The 21287-nt window shown below is 36.3% G+C and carries 25 protein-coding genes and 1 other annotated feature (1 of these 26 cut by a window edge); of the genes, 2 read left to right on the plus strand and 23 right to left on the minus strand.

Translation table 11 applies throughout. The features are described 5' to 3' along the window. Nucleotides 1–428 precede the first annotated feature (428 nt). The 9 genes from MHI47_RS11745 to MHI47_RS11785 are packed head-to-tail and all read right to left on the minus strand — an operon-like array spanning nt 429 to nt 6223. Nucleotides 429–1163 carry a class I SAM-dependent DNA methyltransferase gene (locus MHI47_RS11745; protein ID WP_340769615.1) on the minus strand — a complete coding sequence of 245 codons (735 nt, stop codon included), beginning with the start codon at nt 1161–1163 and terminating at the stop codon, nt 429–431. Continuing rightward, on the minus strand, nt 1163–1516 hold the full coding sequence (gene rsfS, locus MHI47_RS11750; protein WP_093537072.1) for a ribosome silencing factor: 354 nt from the start codon (nt 1514–1516) through the stop codon (nt 1163–1165). The genes MHI47_RS11745 and rsfS overlap by 1 nt, the downstream gene beginning before the upstream one ends. Continuing rightward, complete coding sequence (gene yqeK, locus MHI47_RS11755) at nt 1513–2088, minus strand: bis(5'-nucleosyl)-tetraphosphatase (symmetrical) YqeK (protein WP_340830930.1); 576 nt, start codon at nt 2086–2088, stop codon at nt 1513–1515. Before yqeK ends, rsfS begins: the two co-directional genes overlap by 4 nt. Then, nucleotides 2078–2650, minus strand: coding sequence for a nicotinate-nucleotide adenylyltransferase (locus tag MHI47_RS11760; RefSeq protein WP_340762762.1), 573 nt, complete (start codon nt 2648–2650; stop codon nt 2078–2080). The genes yqeK and MHI47_RS11760 overlap by 11 nt, the downstream gene beginning before the upstream one ends. Next, entirely contained in the window at nt 2647–2952 is a 306-nt protein-coding gene (gene yhbY, locus MHI47_RS11765; RefSeq protein WP_093537069.1) for a ribosome assembly RNA-binding protein YhbY, read from the minus strand. The genes MHI47_RS11760 and yhbY overlap by 4 nt, the downstream gene beginning before the upstream one ends. Then, on the minus strand, nt 2939–3769 hold the full coding sequence (aroE, locus tag MHI47_RS11770) for a shikimate dehydrogenase (RefSeq protein ID WP_340830931.1): 831 nt from the start codon (nt 3767–3769) through the stop codon (nt 2939–2941). The genes yhbY and aroE overlap by 14 nt, the downstream gene beginning before the upstream one ends. Nucleotides 3770–3780: 11 nt before the next feature. Further along, nucleotides 3781–4884, minus strand: coding sequence for a ribosome biogenesis GTPase YqeH (yqeH, locus tag MHI47_RS11775; protein WP_340762764.1), 1104 nt, complete (start codon nt 4882–4884; stop codon nt 3781–3783). After that, entirely contained in the window at nt 4881–5402 is a 522-nt protein-coding gene (locus MHI47_RS11780) for a YqeG family HAD IIIA-type phosphatase (RefSeq protein ID WP_093537066.1), read from the minus strand. The genes yqeH and MHI47_RS11780 overlap by 4 nt, the downstream gene beginning before the upstream one ends. A 38-nt stretch (nt 5403–5440) precedes the next feature. Next, entirely contained in the window at nt 5441–6223 is a 783-nt protein-coding gene (locus MHI47_RS11785; RefSeq protein WP_340830933.1) for a phosphatidylserine decarboxylase, read from the minus strand. Nucleotides 6224–6314: 91 nt separating this feature from the next. On the opposite strand from MHI47_RS11785, the gene pssA reads away from it, so the two are divergent. Together pssA and sigK are read left to right on the plus strand one after the other, a co-directional pair. After that, on the plus strand, nt 6315–6854 hold the full coding sequence (pssA, locus tag MHI47_RS11790) for a CDP-diacylglycerol--serine O-phosphatidyltransferase (RefSeq protein ID WP_093537064.1): 540 nt from the start codon (nt 6315–6317) through the stop codon (nt 6852–6854). Between the two features lie 266 nt (nt 6855–7120). Then, nucleotides 7121–7849, plus strand: a complete 729-nt coding sequence (sigK, locus tag MHI47_RS11795; protein ID WP_093537086.1) for an RNA polymerase sporulation sigma factor SigK — start codon at nt 7121–7123, stop codon at nt 7847–7849. A 196-nt stretch (nt 7850–8045) separates the two neighbouring features. Here the strand turns inward: sigK and mtnN are convergent, their stop codons facing one another. From mtnN to alaS, 14 genes are all read right to left on the minus strand, one after another. Continuing rightward, nucleotides 8046–8738: a 5'-methylthioadenosine/S-adenosylhomocysteine nucleosidase gene (gene mtnN, locus MHI47_RS11800; protein ID WP_340830934.1), complete on the minus strand. Its 693-nt coding sequence runs from the start codon at nt 8736–8738 to the stop codon at nt 8046–8048. 91 nt (nt 8739–8829) lie between these two features. Continuing rightward, entirely contained in the window at nt 8830–9525 is a 696-nt protein-coding gene (locus MHI47_RS11805) for a YrrS family protein (RefSeq protein WP_340762768.1), read from the minus strand. Nucleotides 9526–10229: 704 nt separating this feature from the next. Next, complete coding sequence (locus MHI47_RS11810) at nt 10230–11165, minus strand: IS3 family transposase (protein WP_340771389.1); 936 nt, start codon at nt 11163–11165, stop codon at nt 10230–10232. Further along, a complete protein-coding gene (locus MHI47_RS11815) occupies nt 11081–11569 on the minus strand; it encodes a hypothetical protein (RefSeq protein ID WP_340769264.1) in 489 nt (162 codons plus the stop codon). Before MHI47_RS11815 ends, MHI47_RS11810 begins: the two co-directional genes overlap by 85 nt. A gap of 280 nt (nt 11570–11849) precedes the next feature. Beyond that, a complete protein-coding gene (gene greA / locus MHI47_RS11820) occupies nt 11850–12323 on the minus strand; it encodes a transcription elongation factor GreA (RefSeq protein ID WP_340762769.1) in 474 nt (157 codons plus the stop codon). Nucleotides 12324–12434: 111 nt separating this feature from the next. After that, complete coding sequence (gene udk / locus MHI47_RS11825) at nt 12435–13073, minus strand: uridine kinase (RefSeq protein WP_093537060.1); 639 nt, start codon at nt 13071–13073, stop codon at nt 12435–12437. Beyond that, nucleotides 13073–14347 carry a peptidase U32 family protein gene (locus MHI47_RS11830; RefSeq protein ID WP_340762770.1) on the minus strand — a complete coding sequence of 425 codons (1275 nt, stop codon included), beginning with the start codon at nt 14345–14347 and terminating at the stop codon, nt 13073–13075. The genes udk and MHI47_RS11830 overlap by 1 nt, the downstream gene beginning before the upstream one ends. A 26-nt stretch (nt 14348–14373) precedes the next feature. Beyond that, nucleotides 14374–15303, minus strand: a complete 930-nt coding sequence (locus tag MHI47_RS11835) for a peptidase U32 family protein (RefSeq protein WP_340762771.1) — start codon at nt 15301–15303, stop codon at nt 14374–14376. Between the two features lie 5 nt (nt 15304–15308). Beyond that, entirely contained in the window at nt 15309–15944 is a 636-nt protein-coding gene (locus tag MHI47_RS11840) for an O-methyltransferase (RefSeq protein WP_340830935.1), read from the minus strand. A 114-nt stretch (nt 15945–16058) separates the two neighbouring features. Continuing rightward, nucleotides 16059–17177 carry an endolytic transglycosylase MltG gene (mltG, locus tag MHI47_RS11845; RefSeq protein WP_340830936.1) on the minus strand — a complete coding sequence of 373 codons (1119 nt, stop codon included), beginning with the start codon at nt 17175–17177 and terminating at the stop codon, nt 16059–16061. A 265-nt stretch (nt 17178–17442) separates the two neighbouring features. Then, on the minus strand, nt 17443–17745 hold the full coding sequence (locus tag MHI47_RS11850) for a DUF1292 domain-containing protein (RefSeq protein ID WP_093537055.1): 303 nt from the start codon (nt 17743–17745) through the stop codon (nt 17443–17445). Nucleotides 17746–17756: 11 nt separating this feature from the next. Then, complete coding sequence (ruvX, locus tag MHI47_RS11855; protein WP_093537054.1) at nt 17757–18176, minus strand: Holliday junction resolvase RuvX; 420 nt, start codon at nt 18174–18176, stop codon at nt 17757–17759. Nucleotides 18177–18178: 2 nt separating this feature from the next. Further along, the gene (locus tag MHI47_RS11860) at nt 18179–18445 is read right to left on the minus strand and encodes an IreB family regulatory phosphoprotein (RefSeq protein WP_093537053.1); all 267 of its coding nucleotides are present in this window, start codon (nt 18443–18445) and stop codon (nt 18179–18181) included. 78 nt (nt 18446–18523) lie between these two features. Continuing rightward, complete coding sequence (alaS, locus tag MHI47_RS11865; protein WP_340830938.1) at nt 18524–21157, minus strand: alanine--tRNA ligase; 2634 nt, start codon at nt 21155–21157, stop codon at nt 18524–18526. Nucleotides 21158–21263: 106 nt separating this feature from the next. Further along, nucleotides 21264–21287: a binding site (T-box leader), on the minus strand; it runs 190 nt beyond the window's last position.

A 21287-nucleotide genomic window follows, 5' to 3' on the forward strand; every position in this document is an offset into this window, starting at 1 on the left:
GCTTATTTCCGTTACAATACACTTTCATGTTTTGGAGGTAGAGCAACGACGCAGAAACAGGTGAATAAAAAAACTGGATAAAAAGACGCCCGAACTTCTAAAAATAGAAACGTAGATATGCCGTTGATTTCCGCTCCGAGTGGACGCTTTCCGTGGCCACGGGAGTCGCCGCTCTGCGCTCTAATCAACTAGATTCACTTTATATATTCGGATAATTGGATATAAAACCACGTAAATGTAGGTGCATTATATTAAAATAAATAATGATCCGTAGTGACGAGGAGGCTGAAGCCAAGCCCGCGGAAAGTGACCATCTGAGGCCGAAATCAGTAGTATTTCTCTTTCTTTCAAGCCCTATAAAACCAGTGTTTACAAGACGTTTTTATTTATTTCCTTTAAAAAAAGAGCCTGATAAAGGGCTCTTTTTCTTATTTCACAGCGTGGATAAACCATCTATCCACTTCTTCTGAAGGCTTTCCAAAAATATCATCACGCACATTCACGGAAGAAAATCCTACTTTTGCAAGGAGATTAGTAAAAGTTTCTATGGAATACGTACGTTGATAATGGGATTCTTCAAAGCGTTCATAATAACCTGATTCATCACGAACAAAAAAAGTAATATCATGATAAATAGAATGCTCCTCTACCCCTGGTTCCGTATGCCAAAGATAAGCAACTTCCTCATCTTCGTACGTAAAAGGACCATTTGGGTAAATTACATCCATTTTATAAAGTGAATGGACATCAAAAAACAATTGTCCATTTGGATTTAAAGAAGCAAACAAACGTTTAAATGTCTGTTCCACTTCTTCTAATGTCTCTAAATAATTTAGAGAATCTATAGCAATAACCGCTACATCTACCTCATCTACACCTTCAAGATCCGCCATTGACTGACAGATAAAAGTGATGTCCGTTCCATTTTCAAAGCTTCGATTTTGAGCAACTGTAAGCATAGAATCTGATAAATCTACACCTATAACCTCATATCCTGCTTTAGCAAATTGGATACTAAGAACCCCTGTTCCACAGCCAATATCGACTAATCTTTTGGGTGTATTCAGCGGAGCATTCGATTGTACCCATTCCGCATATTTATTGTACGGAATGTCGGACATTAATGAATCATAAATATAAGCAAATTGTTCATAGGTAGACATTAAGCATCTTGCCCAACTTCGATCATTGGTGCATCTCCCCAAAGTCTTTCTAAATTATAATAAGCACGTTCATCTTTGTGGAATACATGTGCTACAACGTCACCCATATCGACTAAAATCCATCTTGCTTCATCAAAACCTTCTAATCGTTTCACTCTAAATCCTGCTTTGAAAGCTTGGTCCTCTAGTTCTTTTGCTATAGCTTGAACTTGACGATCTGAGTTTGCATGACAGATTAAAAAGTAATCAGCAAGTAAAGAAACTCCTTGCATATTTAATACGACAATATCCTCTGCTCTTTTATCGTCCGCTGCTTTAAAAGCGATTTCTACTAATGAATTTGAAGATGTCATTCTTTCACTTTTCCTCTCTGTTGTATCAAATCATTGTAACAATGAAATGAATCCGGAAATACCGGTTGTTTTTTTTCTATTAAAAATGAAATACTATGCTTTATACAACTGGTCATCGCTTCTTCTAAATCGATCTTTGCTTTTTCCCGTAAAGGTTCGACTCCAGAAAATTTCCGACTAGGCTCTATCATATCTGAAACATAAATTATTCTTTCTAACTTGGACATACCAGCTCGACCTGTTGTGTGGAACTCAATAGCTTTCAATATATCCTCGTCCGCAATTTGAAATTCTGTTTTAGCAACATAACTTCCAACAGGAGCATGCCATAATTCATGATTAAAATCCAATAATACCGGATTCATATTTTGTGAAACAATGATAGACCTCAGCCATTCTTGTTCGGCGTACTTTACACTATCATGTAAAATTCCCGCAATCTCTGCTTTTTCAGGATCTTCCCCATACAACTCGGCTAATTGAATAGCTGTTTCAGCTACACCCCTTGTATGTATAAAACGCTTTTCAGGCATTCGACTTTTCATCTGCTCCAGTAAATATTCATGCTTCATATAACTTCTCCTCTCGGATGTATTCTCGAACAGCATCACTTATAAGAAACTTGGTAGTTTCGCCGTGTGTTATTCGATTTCGTACGGTCGTAGAAGATATATCGATTTGAGGTATCTCTATAGTTACTATAGGATATGCAGTTTCGAGCGATTTATTTGGTCTTGGCACTCCTACTAAATGCACATTTTGAATAAGATCTTCGATTCGATACCACTTAGGTAAATCCTCCACTTGATCTCCACCGATAATAAAATAGAATTCAGTTTCTGGTTCACGTCTTCTAAGAAGTTCCATCGTATCAAAAGTGTAAGATGTACCACCTTGATCGATTTCAATCGTTTCTATTTTTAACTTCGGCACGTCTTGTATTGATAATTCCACCATAGTTCGACGTTGCTCAGCTGTGACTCTATTTTGAATTTCTTTATGAGGAGGGTTAGCATTTGGCATTAAGCACACTTCATCTAGGTTCAACGCGTGGAGTACTTCATTTGCAATGATTAAATGTCCAATATGCGGCGGGTTAAAAGTCCCACCTAAAATCCCTACTTTTTTTCTCATGCACGACTCGCTTTTGGAAGCTCGATTCGTTTGTTATTTTTAGATGGTTTATAAAGCACTACCATTAAACCAATCAGTTGCACTAGCTCTGCTCTAGTACCCTTTGCAAGTGCTTCTGCCACTTCCTGCTTATCTTCTTCACAGTTTTGTAAAATACTAATTTTAACTAATTCACGAACTTCTAGTGCTTCTCCGATTTGTTTAATCATCGCATCGTTCACTCCACCTTTGCCGACTTGGAAAATCGGGGATAGATTGTGTGCTTGACTACGTAAAAATCTTTTTTGTTTACCTGTTAACATAATTTCCTCCTATTTGCTCTATCAATTGTTGGATCATCCCGTCAGTATCAGGCTTGGTTCCATTCCAATATGAGAAGGCCAGTGCTCCTTGATGTACAAGCATTCCTAGACCATTAATTGTTCGAACATTGTTTTTCTTCGCTTCCTCTAGAAAAGGGGTAACTAAAGGATTATATACGATATCTGCAACAATTGCATTCTCTTTTAACCGATTTAGTTGAATTGGTAAGGATGCTACACTAGTTTTCATGCCTAATGACGTCGTTTGAACAACGATATCAAACGTGTCTAATGTGTTTTCAGCTTCTTCCAGAGTCAACACTTGTCCGGTCTGTAGTTCTTCCACAAGTACTTTGGCCTTTTCTAACGTTCTATTCGCTATCGTTAGCTGTGTATAACCAAGACTTTTGAAAGCATGAGCTATTCCGCGTGCAGCTCCTCCAGCCCCAATCAACAATATATTTTGCTCAGGTAAAATGGCTCCGAGGGATTCAACAAAACCTAATCCATCGGTATTAAACCCAACATATTTATTGTCTAATGTTTTCACAACTGTATTTACTGCTCCTATTCCTCTTGCAGAATCATCTATTTCATCCAGAAACGGAATAATTTCTTCTTTAAAAGGAACAGTTACATTCCAACCACTACATCCTAAAAGCTTTAAAGACTTAACTGCTTGCTCTAAATTATTTTGTTCAACATGTATTGGAATATAACTTGCATCTATATCTAGCTGTTTTAACCATGTTTCGTGCATTGTAGGTGAAAAGGAATGTGATATCGGATTTCCTATTACAGCAAACCATCTTTTCAAATCTATCCCTCCTATATTAATGATGGACGAATAGACACTTCAACACCTGCTGGGGCATGTGCAGCTACAATTACTCCACCCCGTTGTACGGTAATCCACCCTAACCCTGAAAATACAATATCAGTTTTGTCGTCTTTAATCTTAAATTCATGACGAACTAATGGAGGTAATAGATCTGCAAACTCCTCACTCGGTGGAGATAATAATTTACCTTTATGCTCTTTATATAAATTATCGGCATTTTCTAATTTAGTACGGTGAATTGGAATATCATTCGCTATATGACAAGTAAATGCTGCACGTTCACCTTTGATAAAGTCAAAACGAGAAAGTCCGCCTAAATATAAGGTTTGTTCGCTATTCAGTTGGAATACTTTTGGTTTGATTTCTTTTTTAGGTGTTATATATTTTAACTCCGATGAGTCTAGGTAATGCGCCATTTGATGGTGATTAATAATACCAGGAGTGTCAAATAATGATTTTTTATCATCTAATGGAATTTCAATCATGTCTAATGTAGTTCCCGGGAAATGCGATGTCGTAATAATCGCATCCTCTCCAGTAGCTTGTTTTATAATGCGGTTAATAAAAGTCGACTTTCCAACATTTGTACAACCAACAACATAAACGTTTTCGCCTTTTCGATAGTGCTCGATAGCTTCCATAGCTTCTGGCATGCCTGTTCCTTTATGCGCACTCACAAATAAAACATCTATTGGAGACAAACCTAATTTTTTAGCTTCGTGTTTCATCCAATTGATGACTTTATTCTTTTTCACTGATTTAGGTAATAGGTCGGCCTTATTAGCGATTAGCAAAATAGGGTTATTTCCAACAAAACGATGCAATCCAGGTAACCAACTACCATTAAAATCAAAAATATCTACAATTTTAACGATTAACCCTTTTTGCGTTCCTAAACTGTTTAAAATTCGAAGAAAATCATCATCTGTTAAAGAAACTGGTTGTAATTCATTGTAATTCTTCAATCGGAAACAACGCTGACATATAATATCTTCTTTTTCTAAAGAAGATATTGGTGCATAACCAGGTTCTCCTAGTTTTTCTGTTTGAATAGTTGTACCGCAACCGATACATTTTGGTGCTTCTGTCACGCTTCTTCCTCCCATGTAACTTGTCCTTTTTTGTCCAAGTAACTAAAAATTCTTCGTTCTACTATGCGGTTAAACTTAGTCACAAATCCATCTGATTTCGCAACCGGAATGACTAATATCGTATGAAGCTTTAATCTGTTGCCACCAAATACATCGGTTAATAACTGATCTCCAATGACTACCACTTCTTCTCGTTTAACTGACATAATACTTAATGCTTTAAGAAATGCTTTTCCAAGTGGTTTACGTGCCTTAAATATGAATGGAATTCCAAGTGGGTCAGCAAAGGATTTAACTCGTAACTCATTGTTATTAGAAACAATCGTTACTTGAATTCCTGCAGCTTTAATACTTGCGAACCATTCGATTAATTTAGGGGTAGCATCAGGTCGATCCCATTCAACTAATGTGTTATCTAGATCTGTAATAATTGCCTTAATCCCTTTTTCTACTAACAATTCAGGGGTAATATGAAAGACACTTCTTACAAATTCACTAGGTATAAGATATGAATACAAAGACGAACACTCCAATTCGAGGCTTTTTCTATTATTTATTATAGCATATTTGCTACATTCTCACCCATCCGGACAAATTTACCTGGATGAACAGCACTTGAGAACTCCACACTACCTTCTTCATACAGCATAACAACGGTCGATCCAAAGGAAAAGTATCCAATTTCTTCTCCTTTTTTCCATGCATTTGATTTGTTTGTAAGCTCTATAGAATTGACAAACATGGCTCCTACCTTTATATGTATACATTTCTTTTCGTTAGGCATTTCTAACTCCGTTAACATTCGATAGTTACCACTTATCGTTTGTTTCCCAAACTGAAGCCCCCATTTATTGACCGGATACGATTTTTTACCAAGAATATATTGGTTAAGTATTTTACCATCTACTGGAGAATGTATACGGTGATATTCTGCTGGACTTAAATACAAAACAATATATTTTCCATTTTGAAAGGACGAAGCTATTTTTTCCGAACCTAGCATATCCTGTAAGGTGTAAGTTTTCTGTTTTACATAAAAGAGCCCTTTTTCTGTAATATCCCCAAATGTTTCAATAGTGGCATCGACTGGACTAATGATGCTATTCGGCGTTAAATCGATTGGACGACTTTCCTCTTTAACTTTACGAATAAAAAAGTCATGTAAAGTGGTGAAATCTTCCCTCTTTTGTATTGTATCTTGTATGGATATATTAAAAAATTTAATATATGAGGGAATTATACGTTTGCTTGCTTTCGATTGGGTAAACCCTCTGATTAGTGACGAGGACCATTTCCCATTTGTTAATTCAATCATGGTTTGATATAATTTTTCTCTCATTTTTTAACTCCCTTGAAAAAATTAAACTTACTATTTTTACTTAATCGAAGTATAATGAACAAATACGTTACTTGTAAAGGAGTGATTTGCAATGTTTTTACAAAACGCAATGTATCAAACAGTAAAAAAATTGAAATCACATGCGGCGAATATGGTCACCATTGGCAATCTTGCATTTGGTGGAGCAGCCATCATGGCAACGATGAATGAAAATTACACATTCAGTGTATTATTTATATTTATAGCTGGCCTTTTAGACAGATTTGATGGAATAGTAGCAAGAAGATTTCATCTTGAATCCGAATTAGGCAAACAACTAGATTCCATGAGCGATATTATTTCATTCGGGGTAGCTCCTGCATTACTGATTTATTCATTGGTTTTGCAAGAGTTTAGTGTGACCGGCATGATAATAACCGTAATCTATATAGCATGTGGTGCTTTCAGACTTGCACGATTTAATATTTCTGAACCAAATGGTTTTTTCACTGGATTACCAATTACTGTTGCGGGTGTAATTTTAACACTTTCTTATTTTGCGATAGAATATATACCATCTGTATCGTACATGTTCTTATTCATTATTCTCGCATTATTGATGATCAGTACATTTACGCTAAGAAAAGTTTAACGAGAAAAACAGTCCTTTAAGATTCTAACCCGAACAGACTTTTTCAATATATTATTATTGGTTGTTTTTTGAGCTGCTAGCCGTGACTGATGTCACGCTAGCAGCTCTTTTTCTCGATACATATAATTTTCCCTATCCTTCGACCTTCTACTACATTGTTTATACGCCTTTTATTTAAGAAAAGTTTCTGTGATTGCGGTCGCTATTTTCATATTTTGTCAGCTTTCGACATATACTGGTCTAACAACTAGATGGAGGTGAACCTCATTACAGGTTTAATGACTGCCTTTATAAGCATCTTTGTAGAATTCCCTCTCGTTCTTGGTTATTTGAAAGGCCAGGCTTTTCATCAACCCTTTACTCCCGAAGAAGAAAAAGTCATGCTTGATCGTTTTTTAGGTGGCGATTTATCTGCTCGTGACGAACTTATCGAAAGGAATATGCGATTGGTTGCCCATGTTGTAAAAAAATTCCACCCAAAACACGAACTACTGGATGACTATATCTCAATAGGGACAATCGGTCTGATGAAGGCTGTTAATAGCTATACTCCTACAAAGAAAACGAAGTTAGCAACATATGCTGCTAGATGTATCGAAAATGAAATATTAATGTATTTGCGATCACTAAAGAAAGTACAAAAGGATGTTTCTCTTCATGAGCCAATTGGTATGGATAAAGATGGACACTCCTTAGAAATTACAGACTTACTCCCAGGTATCGATAAAAGCACCGATGAACAGTTGGTAGAAGAGGAGGATACGAATAGCTTATATCGACATCTGTCTCAACTAGAGAGCAGAGAACTTGAAATTATCATTCGAAGATATGGATTGTTAGGTCATGAACCAATGACTCAAAAAGATATATCGAAACAGCTTAAAATATCGAGAAGTTACGTTTCACGTATTGAAAAACGCGCGCTAGTCAAACTGTATCAATCCTATATACATGAAAAAAACTCCTTTGATGTATCAAACACCAAAAGAGTTTAGTTAAGTTCAATCTTCACTTGTCTCTGCGATAATGATAAATGCTAAAACTGCGGTTATTAAAATTGCCGTCGCCATAAGAAACAACATTCGATTTCCCCCTATAATATTGAAAGCGTTTGATACTGTTATAATAGCACAAAACAGGGGTATTATTAATATGCTTTAAACTACTCTGTATGGCGATTTAATGACAAAGTTATAATTTCCCAATTACTTGCAATACTATTTGTGTCGAATGTTTTGCCGCAACTGGCAAAAATTCATCGAAACTCATGGAAGACTCTTTTCCGGCAATATCAGAAAGTGCACGAATTACAACAAAAGGCACTTCAAACTGATAGCAAACTTGTGCAACAGCAGCAGCTTCCATCTCACAAGCCTTCATTTGTGGAAAATGGATACGAACTTGTTCTACTTTTGCAGGATCATGCATAAAAATATCACCTGTAGCTATTAAGCCCGTTGCAACTTGGTGTTTACCAATTTCATATACAGCTTCTTCAGCTAATTTCATTAATCTTTCATCTGCTTTGAATGCTGCTGGTAGTTGAGGAACTTGCCCAATTTCATAGCCAAAAGCTGTGACATCCACGTCATGATGCCTTACCTCATCCGAAATTACAATAGCCCCTACCTCAAGAGTTGGATCATATCCACCTGCGGAACCTGTATTTATCACATAATCTGGTTTGTATTCATTTAATAAAATGGTGGTAGACATAGCTGCGTTCACTTTTCCAATTCCACTCTTCAATAAAACAACTTCATGATTTTTATATGTACCACTTGTAAATTCACTGTTTGCTATACTCTTTGTTTCAGGATTTTCAATTTCATTTCTCAGAAGCTCTACTTCTTCTTCCATTGCACCAATTACTGCTATCTTCAACTTAACTGCCCCTCTCTAAAATGCACTTCTTTAAAAATAAGGAAAAAAGCTTCTTAAGTCAAGAAGCTTTTCTTTTTATTCATATAAGACTCTATTTTTTTAATGCTTTAAGTATTTCTTTTTTAGTTGGTTTCCATCCTTCACCATCTACCCATTCGAGAGATATACGATAGATTTCGCTGCCATCCTTAGAAGTAACCGTTCCTATAGATTTTTGGGGGCTTCCACCGTTACCAAGATATTTAACATACATATTGGAAGGATCTAGATTAGCACCGTAGGCCAATGCTTTCACTTTTTCATCCCAGTCCACAGAAGAGCTATTGTAACTAGAAACATGTTCACCTGATTGCTCTGTCCCTATGGGCTGCCATCCTGAATCTATAACAACTGATTCGACATTTGAATCGTTAGAAGGTTCCGTAGTCACAGTACTATCCTCATTACCTTCTGTTTCAGTGTTTTCGTTCTCTTCTGTTTCTGTAGTTGTCTCTTCAGTTGACGAAGAAGAATCAGCAGATTCTGTACTACTTCCCACTACTTCTTCAGATTCCTTTTCTTTTTCTTCATTTTCCGATTCATTCTCCGTACTTTCTTCTACTTGTTCACTTTTTGTTTTAGATGTATTAGCACTATCTTCGTCGTTATCACCTGTAACAATGTTTACAGTTACGATGATAATGAGGAGAATTACTATTCCAATAAGAATATTTAAAATATTATTCTTTTTTCTCTTATGATTTCGTTGATCTAATCGCGAATCAAATTTCGTATTCTTTTCAGGCATGTTGTTTTTCCTCCTTCAATATAAGAGAATATACTACAAATAGACGATAATGATAGAGTTTTGTTTCACTAACCTCAAAAATAGTCCGATTGATAGTCAGGACGAAATGTAACTAGACCTTTTTTACACAACTGCTAGACATGTTATTTAGGTAAAAGATTCTACTTAGGAAAGTACCTTCTTTTAAGATTAAAAGATGTTTCTATCGTTTTCGAAGGCCTTTGGACAAAGTTTTCCTGTATGATTACCGAGTGATTTTTTAGAGATGCTGGTTGTGACGGTAGTCACAACCAGCATCTCTTTTTTCTGTAATCTTATGGCGTTTGTCTTTCCGTCACCCTCCTGTAACTCTTAGAAACAGGTAAGGTCGTTTGTGGATAACTTGAAAAAATTTCTTATTCTGGGAGAAAGCTCATGAAGATACAATTTCATGAGCTATTTTGCTTCTTTATTTAAAACTGAGTACTACTTCTCTTTATTTCCACTAGTAATATATAAAATCCATTTTCTTTATACTTACTAATCGAATAGCCTTCTTAATACTACAGATGGTTTTATCCTTTTTTTACTTTGTACTACTCTTATAATTTAAGCGAAAAGCTATGCTATATCTTAGAGTTAAGTACTACTCACTTAATTGATTGTAGTGTAAGGTGGCGACTCCAGCGGGATGAATGATATGAACCCCAAAAGTTGTACTCTTATTATGCCGCTTTTTCATAGTTTAAGCGATACTCAATGGGGCTCATCCCATTGAGTTTTTGTTTGATGCGTAGTGTATTGTAATATTCAATATAGGTTTCTATTTCTTGCGTCGCTTCTTCTAAAGAGCGAAATGAATTTCGATAGATACATTCATTTTTTAAAATACCAAAAAAACCTTCCATTAGGGCATTATCTAAACAGTTTCCTTTGCGTGACATACTTTGTGACATGTTATAAGGTTTTATCAACTGTTGAAAACGCGGGATTTGATACAGCCAGCCTTGATCCGAATGGATCAATACTTGATCTTGAAGAGATAAATTTGCCCGTTTGATCGCATTTCCAAAAGAATCTTGTATTAGTCCAAAGTTCGGGTTTTGTGTAATAGAATAACCGACAATCTCCCGGTTAAACACATCTAAAAAGGCGGATAAATAAAGTTTATTGCCGGCTACTTTAAATTCTGTTACATCTGTTAGCCATACTTGATTTGGTTTTTCTGTCTCAAAATGACGATTGATTTTATTATTCGCAATCTGACCAACCTCGCCACGGTACGAACGATATTTCTTTGCCTTTTGAACACCATGTAAACCAAGGTCATTCATTAAACGGCGTACCGTTTTATGATTAATAAAAAATCCTTCTTTGCGTAAGGCTAAAACAATTCGGCGATACCCGTACAACTCTTTGTGTTGGTAGAATATACGTTCAATCGCTTCTTTTATCGTTGCGTATTTATCTGCCTTCTCTAAGTTCTTCTTATGATAATAGTAAGTTGCTTTTTTTACTTCAGAAACATGTAATAAAATTTGTAGAGGAAATTCATGCCTTAATTCATCAATCACTCTTACTTTCTCTTTGGTTGGGACTTCTTTTTTTCTTGAACTAAGGCATCTAACTTTTTTAAATAAGCATTCTCTGCTCTTAAGTATTCAAGCTCTTCTTGTAATTTTCCGATGTCTGTCATACCTTGTTTCGGCTGCTTTTTCTTCATATCACGACGCTCCCTTTTCAAATAATAGAGCGTCCATTCCTCTTCTGACATGTATTGATGCATCCACTTCCAGATGGTTGCACGACTGGGAATGTTAAAACGACCAGCTACTTTTGAATAAGGTTCAGCTGTCTCTATCATATGTTGTATTACGTGTATTTTAAAAGATTCCTCATAACCTTTACAAGCAGGAGCCATTAATCCTTCCATTCCATGAAATCGATAGATTTCTATCCAACTACTAATAACCATTTTATCGACACCCAGGTCGCGTGCGATTTTTCTTAATGACATTCCTTTCTCAAAAAAGGCATCAATTACTTCTGCTTTTTTTATGTTCATAACGTGCACCCCCAAGTTAGTTTTAAGGTCCAACATTTTGGGTGCACATCAGAACGAGAAAGTCGAGACCCCACAGGGAGCGCAGCGAACGAGGAGGCTCGACCTCACAGGGAGCGCAGCGAACGAGCAGGCTCGACCTCGCCCGCGGAAAGCGTCCACCTGAAACGTAAATCAGTAGTTTCATTTATTTATTCTTTCATCCATGAACTCAGTGTACAGGGAGCATCTTCAATATTTTTTTATCAAAAAAGAGGTAAACGATTTCGTTTACCTCTTCATTTTAAGATATAGTTTTTATTTCTACGTCCATTTCTCCACCTGGAGTTAGGATTTTCACTCGATCTCCCGTAGTCTTGCCAATTAAACCTTTAGCAATTGGAGAGTCATTGGAAATTAGACCTTCGATTGGATCAGCTTCTGCAGAACCTACGATTGTGTAAGTCTCTTCATCACCATCAGGAATTTCCACAAATGTTACTGTTTTACCAAGCGTAACGATGTCGTTATTTCCTTCTCCTTCGATCATGACCGCATTACGGATCATTGACTCTAGAGTTGAAATTCTCCCCTCTACAAAGGCTTGGTCTTCTTTAGCTGAATCATACTCAGAGTTCTCTGATAGATCCCCAAAGCTTCTAGCAATTTTAATACGTTCTACTACCTCTTTACGTTTTACCGTTATTAAATGCGTTAATTCATCTTGTAATTTTTGTTTACCAGCAACGGTCATTGGATACTGTTTCTCTGTTGACACTCCCATACACTCCTTTAAATACACACTCAAAACTTTACCATGTATCATTCATATGCATCTAATCACAATGATATGAATTACATGAAATTATTGTCAATCTCAATCATCATATTATACAATAACATTCGTTTCAAGAATAGTTTTAATTTTTGTTACCATTAAATCGATCGCCACTTCATTTTGGCCACCTTCTGGAATAATTACATCTGCATATCTTTTAGTTGGCTCGATGAATTGGTTATGCATCGGACGAACTACATTTAAGTATTGATCTACCACAGAATCTACCGTACGTCCTCTTTCGTTAATATCACGTAAAATACGACGAATAATACGTAAGTCTGCATCTGTATCCACAAATAATTTGATATTCATCATATTCCGAAGTCGTTCATCTTCCAATACTAGAATACCTTCTAAAATAATTACGTCTTTAGGCTCTATTTTAATCGTTTCCGAAGAGCGAGTATGTTTTGCATAATCGTATACTGGCTTTTCAATTGCTTTATTGTCTAACAAATTGTGAATATGTTCAAGCAATAAGTCATTATCAAAAGCTAGAGGATGATCATAATTTGTATTAAGTCTCTCCTCAAACTTCAAGTGACTTTGATCTTTATAATAATAGTCTTGCTGTATTACTACAACTGAATGGTTCTTAAATACTTCACTTATAGCGTTTGTTACACTCGTTTTACCTGATCCTGATCCACCTGTGATCCCAATGATAAGAGGAGTTTTCTTCGTCATTATTTCATCCCTTTTCTCATCATATTATTTGGATATAATTTCTTTGTACATTTAAATCGAACAATCTGTAATGGATGTCTTGCTGCATCTAATAATTGTCCTTTTTCATCTGTAATTTCTTTTATAACCATTTCAACATTATCTATTTCTGGACCAAAAAACTCTACTTTGTCCCCAGGTTTAAAATAATTTCGTTGTTGCAATGTAACTATTTGTGTTTCTTCGTTATACTCTAACACAAGTCCCACAAAATCATAGCCTAATTTTTTGTCGTGTACCCCGTACATTTGTTGTTCAACTCCAGGTTCCGCCTCAAAAAACGCCGTATCAGCTTCCCGATTGGCACATTTTTCTAGTTCTGCGACCCAGCTAGATTCCATTTGGAAGTTTTCAGGATCAGCACAATATGCATCAATTACTTTGCGATAAACACTAACAACAGTAGCAATATAATGAATTGACTTCATACGGCCTTCAACTTTCAAAGAATCGATTCCTAATTCAATTAACCGAGGTATTGATTCCAATAACTTTAAATCTTTTGGACTCATCGCAAACGGGACTTCATCCTCCGTAAATAACGCTTGCTCTGCTCCGTCAGTTTGCTCATATAAATCATAATCCCAACGGCAGGATTGGCAACATCCGCCTCTATTTGAGTCACGGGCAGTCATATGATTGGAAAGTGTACACCTACCGCTGTATGCAATACACATTGCACCATGGACAAACGTTTCAATTTCGATATCTACTTTCTCTTTCATCAACTGAATTTCGTCTCCACTAGTTTCACGAGCGAGGACAACTCGATCAAGCCCTTCCTCTTTCCAATATTGCACAGCTTTCCAATTGGATAAGGATTGTTGCGTGCTTAAGTGAAGCTCTAGTTTGGGTGCTACATTTCTGCATGTCTCAATTATTAAAGGATCAGCAACAATAATACCTGTTACACCAGTCGATTCCACAGCTTGTAGATATTCTTCTAATCCATCCATATTTTCATTATGAGCAAAGATATTAGTAGTCACATACACTTTGGCATTATAGCGACTAGCAAATTCTACTCCTTCACGCATTTCTTCTATGGAAAAGTTCCCTGCATTTGAGCGAAGTCCAAATTCGCGCCCGCCTATAAACACAGCATCAGCACCATAGTGAACAGCAATTTTCAACTTTTCCAAGCTTCCCGCTGGTGCTAACAATTCAGGTTTTTTCGTAATGACACGTTTACCGTCAATTAGCTCACTTATTTTATCTAATTTTGTATTAAGCAAAGTAAAACCTACCCTTTCCTAACGGATTAATACACAGTTTCTTTAAAGAAAAAGCCAGTATCCAACGGTCTTAATGCTGGTTGGATTTCTTCTATTTTGTTATACAACTCTTTTTTACAAGCTTTATAGGCTGCTTTCGACTCATAATAGGCATCGATTGCTTGCCTGTAATAGCTCGTAACAGCCGTTACATAGGAAGGGTCTTGTAACACTCCATCAATTTTTAAGCTATCTATTTCAGCATCTAATAGCTCATCTAGTTCATCAATCATACACATATCGTTTGGACTGAAAATATGCGTCCCGTTGCTATCTTCATAAATCGGATATTTATTGGAACGTTCTTTGTCATGTAAGAACATATTTTTGTTTTTTGAGCGATTCTCTACTTCCAATGCTTTTTCTTGGAATAAGAAATAATTCCCTAAAAGTGAACGCTTCGATTGAAAAATACAAGTCATTCCATGTACTTGAACTTCTACTTGAACCGTCGCATTTTCTTTTACTTCCACTACCTCATCAAGACTTAGTTCTCTTGCAAGGACGGCTCTAGTAGAACCACGTTTTCCCCAGTAATTCGCTGTAAAATAGTTGGTTGCAGTTTGTTCCGTATTCCAATGTAGGGGAATAGTTACCTCTGCTTCACGTCTAGCGATAATGACAGCCGGATCTCCAAACACAATGCCGTCTACACCAATCTCTTGAAGTCTTTTCATGTAAGGAGCCAGTGCTTCCAGTTTGTCGTTATGGAACAGAGCGTTCATCGCAACATATAACTTTTTGTTTTGTTTGGATGTAAGAACTCTTGCTGTTGCAATTTCTTCTAATGTGAATTCTCCTGGAAGTCTAAGACCAAAAAACTGTTCACCAACTAAGAAAGCATCAGCTCCAGCTACCATTAATTCTTCTATATGACTAATACTTGCAGGTGTAACCAATAATTCTGTTTTGTTCATGTCTTTCACCTCTTAATACTTACTAACATACCATCTCCAACAGGTAGGAATGCTGTATCATAATCTGGATGATTCATTAGCCACTCCATAAATTGATGTTGGTTTCTGACCATTGTTCTTTTTCTTCTAGGCACTTCACTCATTGGTAACTCGGACAAGCCATTTAACAATAAATTATCACAATAAATAACGCCACCATCATTCAAAAATGGGGCATACTTTTCGAAGAAATTTTTGTATTGACCTTTCGCTGCATCAATAAAGATAGCATCAAAAGTTAAATCTCCCAGCTCTGTTGCTGAAATCTCTAACGCATCTCCTATAATTACTTGAATACGATGTTGTAAATCTGCCCGTTGCATATAATCTTTTGCTAGTTCTGCCTTAGCTACATCTCGCTCAATAGTCACAATTGATGCTTCTTCAAGTTTAGTTGCCATTCGCATGGAAGAATAACCGATAGCAGTTCCAAGTTCTAAAATAGACTTTGGCTGTTGTAAAGAAAGGAGCTGCAATAACGATTCCATACCCATTAGTTGCATGATAGGCACATGATTATCTTTTGCATATTGTTCCATTTCCAAAAAAATAGCGGATCGAGGTTTTATCAGATCCTTTAAAAAATCATCACTAATATTCATCTAGACTAACCCCTTTAGGTCAATAAAATAGTAATACCTATTATGTAAAAAAACAACTCTTATAATAACATAGCAGGAGAAGGAATGCGACACACTCCCTCTCCTGCACAATTTTTATTTTAAAAATTCGTCGATTTTTTGAAGATGTTCATCGTAGGTTTTAGAAAAGTGATTAGTTCCTTCTTTGTCTGCCAAGAAGTAAAAATAATCTGTATCGCTTGGATCAAGTGTAGCTTCTATAGATGATTTACCGGCATTTGCGATGGGTCCGGGCGGTAATCCTTGGTTTTGATACGTGTTATAAGGATTATCAAACTCTAAGTCTTCAAAAAGCACACGATCTTTATGTGTTCCTTTCGCGTATAGGACAGTTGGATCTGTTTGTAAAGGCATCCCATCTTCTATACGGTTATAAAAGACACTCGCAATTGTTGCTCGATCTGTTTGGGCTGTAGCCTCTTCCTCTAATAAAGACGCAAAAGTTAATAACCAGTGAACAGATTTTTCCTCTGCTTGTAATATATCTACGTAAGATGTTACTACTTTATCGGTATTAGAGAGCATCATATCTACTATTGTCTCAATAGAAGGGTTTTCCTCAAAAAACGGGTAGGTCGCAGGGAAAAGATATCCTTCTAATGCATAGCGTACATTTTCTCCTTTAATCTCTGGTCCTAGAACGTTTGGATATTTAACCATCATTCGATCCACAAATTCCTCACTTGTTACAAGTGAAAAGAAATCATCTGCAGAATGCTTAGTTTTCTTTTCAATAACTTGTCCAATTTGTTCAAGTGTCAATCCTTCTGGAATTGTCAACGCGAATACTGGTTCTCTATATACTTTACCAGTTTTTAAGCTTTCAATAATTTCGTCTAAAGTCATTGCTTTTGTTAAACTATACTCCCCAGCCTGAAACTGAGATTCATTGTTAAACTTTGCATAATACTTAAAGATCTTTGCATCTTTTATAATTCCGCTTTTTTCTAATGCACTGGAAATATTATCTAAGCCCGATCCAATTGGAATATCTACGGTTATAGTCTCTTCGGAATTAGGGTCTAAAGGTTGGAGCGCTGATTCTACATAATTATATATAACTAGACCAGCTATCCCTCCGATGATAATTACAAGGAAAGTTATAATTAGAACAATCTTTCTCACAAGTTTCACTTCTTTTTTCTTACTTTTCATTTTCTTAAACATAATATCTTTTTTTGTTTCATTTTCCACGGGTTCTCCCCCTTTATCCTATCTCATTATACAAGAAAATATATAAAAGAACAAAAGCGCACAAATCATCTACTATAATCTACCGTGTGTGATGAGCTTGACTCTTCTAGAGAATCTTGACATATAGTAGATTTTTTTCTCTTTTATGATTATGGTTACCACTATTCACCACAGGCTAGAATGTGTAAATAGCTAATTATGTACAGAACAATTAAACAAAGAAAAAGGTGAATGAGGCTTCCCTCATCCACCTGAATAGATAGTCTTATTCTTCGTCTTCTTCTTCGTCTTCTTGTTCATCTAAAAATGTACTTAACATTTCTTCTATCATATCCCATTCAGCATCGGACTCGACTGGAAGTAATTCTCCGTCTTCTCCATCTTCATTTGGAGTAAATGATGATGCATGAATTTCGATTTCTTCATTTTCATCTTCTTCTGCACCGATTGGATAATAAAGTACATATGATTTTTCAAATTCATCAGATTCAAATGTAAATAGCACGTTACAAAGTTGTTCATTTCCATTTTCATCTACAATTGTAATATTTTCTTGACCGTGGTCCATTTGTAGTCACCTCATCTATTTTTTCTATCAAGAAAGCCTTGTAAAATCATTACAGCGGCCATCTTGTCAATCACTAACTTACGCTTCTTACGGCTCACATCAGCATCTATTAACATACGTTCTGCAGCCATCGTTGTCAATCGTTCATCCCATAAAGTTACTGGGAAATGATATTTCTCGGTTAATAGCTTAGCATATTGTTCGGATGCCTCAGCACGTGGACCAATAGAATTATTCATGTTTTTTGGAAATCCAACAACAAATTCTGTTACATTATGCTCTTTTACGAGTTCATCAATTCGTTCCAGACCAAACTCTAAGCTTTCTTCATGTATTTTTATTGTTTCTATACCTTGTGCAGTCCAACCAAATGCATCACTGATTGCTACTCCCACAGTACGAGAACCAACATCTAACCCCATAATTCGCATCATTAAGCCTCATTATTTTTCTTAATATAGAACTTTACCAGTTCTTCTAATATTTCATCTCGTTCAAGTTTTCGAATCATATTTCGTGCATCTTGATGGCGAGGAATATAAGCTGGATCACCTGACAATAAATAGCCTACAATTTGATTGATAGAATTATACCCTTTTTCTTCTAGTGCAGAGTGAACTTGTACCATCACATGTTTTACTTCTTGTTCCATCGATTCTTCAGGGAAATTAAATTTCATCGTTTTATCAAATGAGCTCATGATCAGCACCTCGCTTTCTTTTTTAAGTGAGTAAACTAATGTACCTATTGTATTAGTATACCCTATTTTGGAAAAAGTTTAAACAGATTTAATATATTCTAATACAGAACTTAAAGCTGCTTCTAATTTACTTGTATCTTTAGCACCAGCCATTGCGAAGTCCGGACGACCTCCACCTTTACCTCCACATTGCTCTGCCACTAGTTTGACGATATTCCCTGCATGATAGTTACCACCAACTATATCTTTTGTTACGCCTGCTGTAATCATGACTTTATCCCCATCGATTGCACCTAAAACAATTACCGCTTTTTCTAGCTTTTGTTTTAAATCATCCATCATTTGGCGTAATTGATTGTTATCTTTAGCGTCTACTTTTACGGATAATACAGTTATATCATTTACTTTTTGTGCCGAGGACAGAACGGATGAAGCTTGGCTATTGGCAATTTTCGCTGAAAGAGACTCGTTGTCTTTTTGAACATTTTTTAGCTCTTGAAGTGTTTGAGTAACTTTATTCACTAAATCTTTAGGTTGTGCTTTTAGTAAATTTGCTGCTTCATTTAATATTTGCTCTTCTTCTTTTAATATTTCGAAAGCACCTTTACCAGTTACCGCTTCTATACGTCTAGTTCCTGCTCCAATCCCACTTTCAGAAAGGATTTTAAAAATTCCTATTTCAGAGGTGTTCTGGACGTGAATACCACCACATAGTTCTAATGAGAAATCTCCCATTTTCACCACTCTTACTATATCACCATATTTTTCACCGAATAATGCCATTGCACCCATTTGTTTTGCTTCATCAATATTATGGAATCCTGTAACTACCGGGATATTATCCCACACTTTTTCATTTACTATACGTTCTATTTGTTCAATTTCTTCTTTTGTAACTTGTCCAAAATGAGAGAAGTCAAAACGTAAACGATCTGGACCAACATATGAACCAGCTTGGTTTACATGCGTTCCTAATACGTCTTTTAGCGCCTGATGTAAAATATGTGTAGCAGAATGATTTTTAATCGTATGTCCACGAAGTGAATTATCTACAGTTGCCATTACTTCTGCATCTGTAATAATTTCTCCTGATTCAATAACTACTGTGTGGAGATTTTGTCCATTGGGAGCTTTTTGCACATCTTTTACGTATCCTTTAAATGTATCATTTTGAATAACTCCATGATCGGCAATTTGCCCGCCACTTTCAGCGTAGAAAGGTGTTTGCGTTAATACTACTTTAACTTCTTCGCCTTCATGAGCTGATTTGACTAATACTTGATCACGAACAATCGAAGTAACTTTAGTAGCAACACTCATCATATCGTATCCAACAAATTCACTTTCATCATGTAAATTGCTAAACACTTCCGACTGTACCTGCATAGAATCTACATTTTGACGTGCTGCACGAGCTCGAGAACGTTGTGCTTCCATTTCTGATTTGAAGCCTTCGTGGTCGACGGTCATATTCGCCTCTTCTGCATATTCTTCCGTTAATTCAATTGGGAAACCGTACGTGTCGTATAGAGTGAAAGTAGTGGTTCCTGGGATGTAAGATTCCCCTTTTGATTGCTGTTCCTCGATAACCTTTTCCAATATAGCTAGGCCATCATGAAGTGTTTCATGGAATCTTTCTTCTTCATTTTTCATAACACGCATGATGAAATCTTGTTTTTCTGTTACTTCTGGGTAGAAGTCTTGCATAATTTCTCCAACTACTGGAACGAGCTCATGTAGGAATGGTTTTTCAATCCCTAATTGTTTCGCGAAACGAACTGCTCTACGAAGTAATCTTCTAAGGACATAACCTCTACCTTCATTGGATGGTAATGCACCGTCACCAATAGCAAAAGCTACTGTACGAACATGGTCAGCAATTACTTTGAATGCCGTATCATCCACATCATTTGCACGATATGACTTCCCAGAAATGTGTTCAGTTTGACGGATAATTGGCATAAACAAATCAGTATCAAAATTTGTTGGCACATCTTGTACTACGCTTGTAATACGCTCTAGGCCCATACCAGTATCAATATTTTGTTTTGGTAAAGGAGTATACGTATTATCTGGATTGTGATTGAATTCAGAGAACACTAAATTCCAAATCTCTAAATACCGGTCGTTCTCTCCACCTGGATATAATTCAGGATCGTTTAGGTCATTACCATAGCTTTCTCCACGATCATAGAAAATCTCTGAGTTCGGACCACTTGGACCTTCCCCAATATCCCAGAAGTTCCCTTCCAAACGAATAAGTCTCTCTTCCGGAATTCCAATTTCATCCTTCCAAATATTATATGCTTCTTCGTCCTCGGGATGAATCGTAATAGATAATTTTTCTGGTTCAAATGCCATCCACTTTGCATCCGTTAAAAACTCCCATGCATACTGGATCGCTTCTTTTTTAAAGTAGTCTCCAATAGAAAAGTTGCCTAGCATTTCAAAGAAAGTATGATGTCTTGCTGTCTTCCCAACGTTTTCAATATCATTTGTACGAATAGACTTTTGCGCATTTGTAATACGTGGATTTTCAGGTACTACACGTCCATCAAAATACTTTTTAAGTGTTGCTACACCACTATTTATCCATAGTAATGACGGGTCATTGATTGGTACAAGTGGAGCTGATGGTTCCTGGGAATGTCCTTTTTCGATAAAAAAGTCTAAATACATTTGTCTAATTTGAGCACCTGTTAATTGTTTCATGTTTAGTTCCTCCTAATAATTTGTATTCTTCGACCGCGAGTAATCCCAATCACTTCACAAGTGATATCTAAAAACCAAAACAATAAAAAAAAGCCCTCATCCCTAAAAAAGGGACGAAAGCTATTGTTTC

It is taken from the genome of Psychrobacillus sp. FSL H8-0487 (genome assembly GCF_038008385.1).
Taxonomy (GTDB): domain Bacteria; phylum Bacillota; class Bacilli; order Bacillales_A; family Planococcaceae; genus Psychrobacillus; species Psychrobacillus psychrotolerans.

Bases quoted from the DNA above. Each gene is read 5' to 3' on its own strand.
- MHI47_RS11745 (WP_340769615.1), bottom strand. From the start codon at position 1,163: ATGTCTACCTATGAACAATTTGCTTATATTTATGATTCATTAATGTCC.
- rsfS (WP_093537072.1), bottom strand. From the start codon at position 1,516: ATGACATCTTCAAATTCATTAGTAGAAATCGCTTTTAAAGCAGCGGAC.
- yqeK (WP_340830930.1), bottom strand. From the start codon at position 2,088: ATGAAGCATGAATATTTACTGGAGCAGATGAAAAGTCGAATGCCTGAA.
- MHI47_RS11760 (WP_340762762.1), bottom strand. From the start codon at position 2,650: ATGAGAAAAAAAGTAGGGATTTTAGGTGGGACTTTTAACCCGCCGCAT.
- yhbY (WP_093537069.1), bottom strand. From the start codon at position 2,952: ATGTTAACAGGTAAACAAAAAAGATTTTTACGTAGTCAAGCACACAAT.
- MHI47_RS11785 (WP_340830933.1), bottom strand. From the start codon at position 6,223: ATGAGAGAAAAATTATATCAAACCATGATTGAATTAACAAATGGGAAA.
- pssA (WP_093537064.1), top strand. From the start codon at position 6,315: ATGTTTTTACAAAACGCAATGTATCAAACAGTAAAAAAATTGAAATCA.
- MHI47_RS11805 (WP_340762768.1), bottom strand. From the start codon at position 9,525: ATGCCTGAAAAGAATACGAAATTTGATTCGCGATTAGATCAACGAAAT.
- MHI47_RS11815 (WP_340769264.1), bottom strand. From the start codon at position 11,569: ATGAACATAAAAAAAGCAGAAGTAATTGATGCCTTTTTTGAGAAAGGA.
- udk (WP_093537060.1), bottom strand. From the start codon at position 13,073: ATGACGAAGAAAACTCCTCTTATCATTGGGATCACAGGTGGATCAGGA.
- MHI47_RS11835 (WP_340762771.1), bottom strand. From the start codon at position 15,303: ATGAACAAAACAGAATTATTGGTTACACCTGCAAGTATTAGTCATATA.
- MHI47_RS11840 (WP_340830935.1), bottom strand. From the start codon at position 15,944: ATGAATATTAGTGATGATTTTTTAAAGGATCTGATAAAACCTCGATCC.
- MHI47_RS11850 (WP_093537055.1), bottom strand. From the start codon at position 17,745: ATGGACCACGGTCAAGAAAATATTACAATTGTAGATGAAAATGGAAAT.
- ruvX (WP_093537054.1), bottom strand. From the start codon at position 18,176: ATGCGAATTATGGGGTTAGATGTTGGTTCTCGTACTGTGGGAGTAGCA.
- MHI47_RS11860 (WP_093537053.1), bottom strand. From the start codon at position 18,445: ATGAGCTCATTTGATAAAACGATGAAATTTAATTTCCCTGAAGAATCG.
- alaS (WP_340830938.1), bottom strand. From the start codon at position 21,157: ATGAAACAATTAACAGGTGCTCAAATTAGACAAATGTATTTAGACTTT.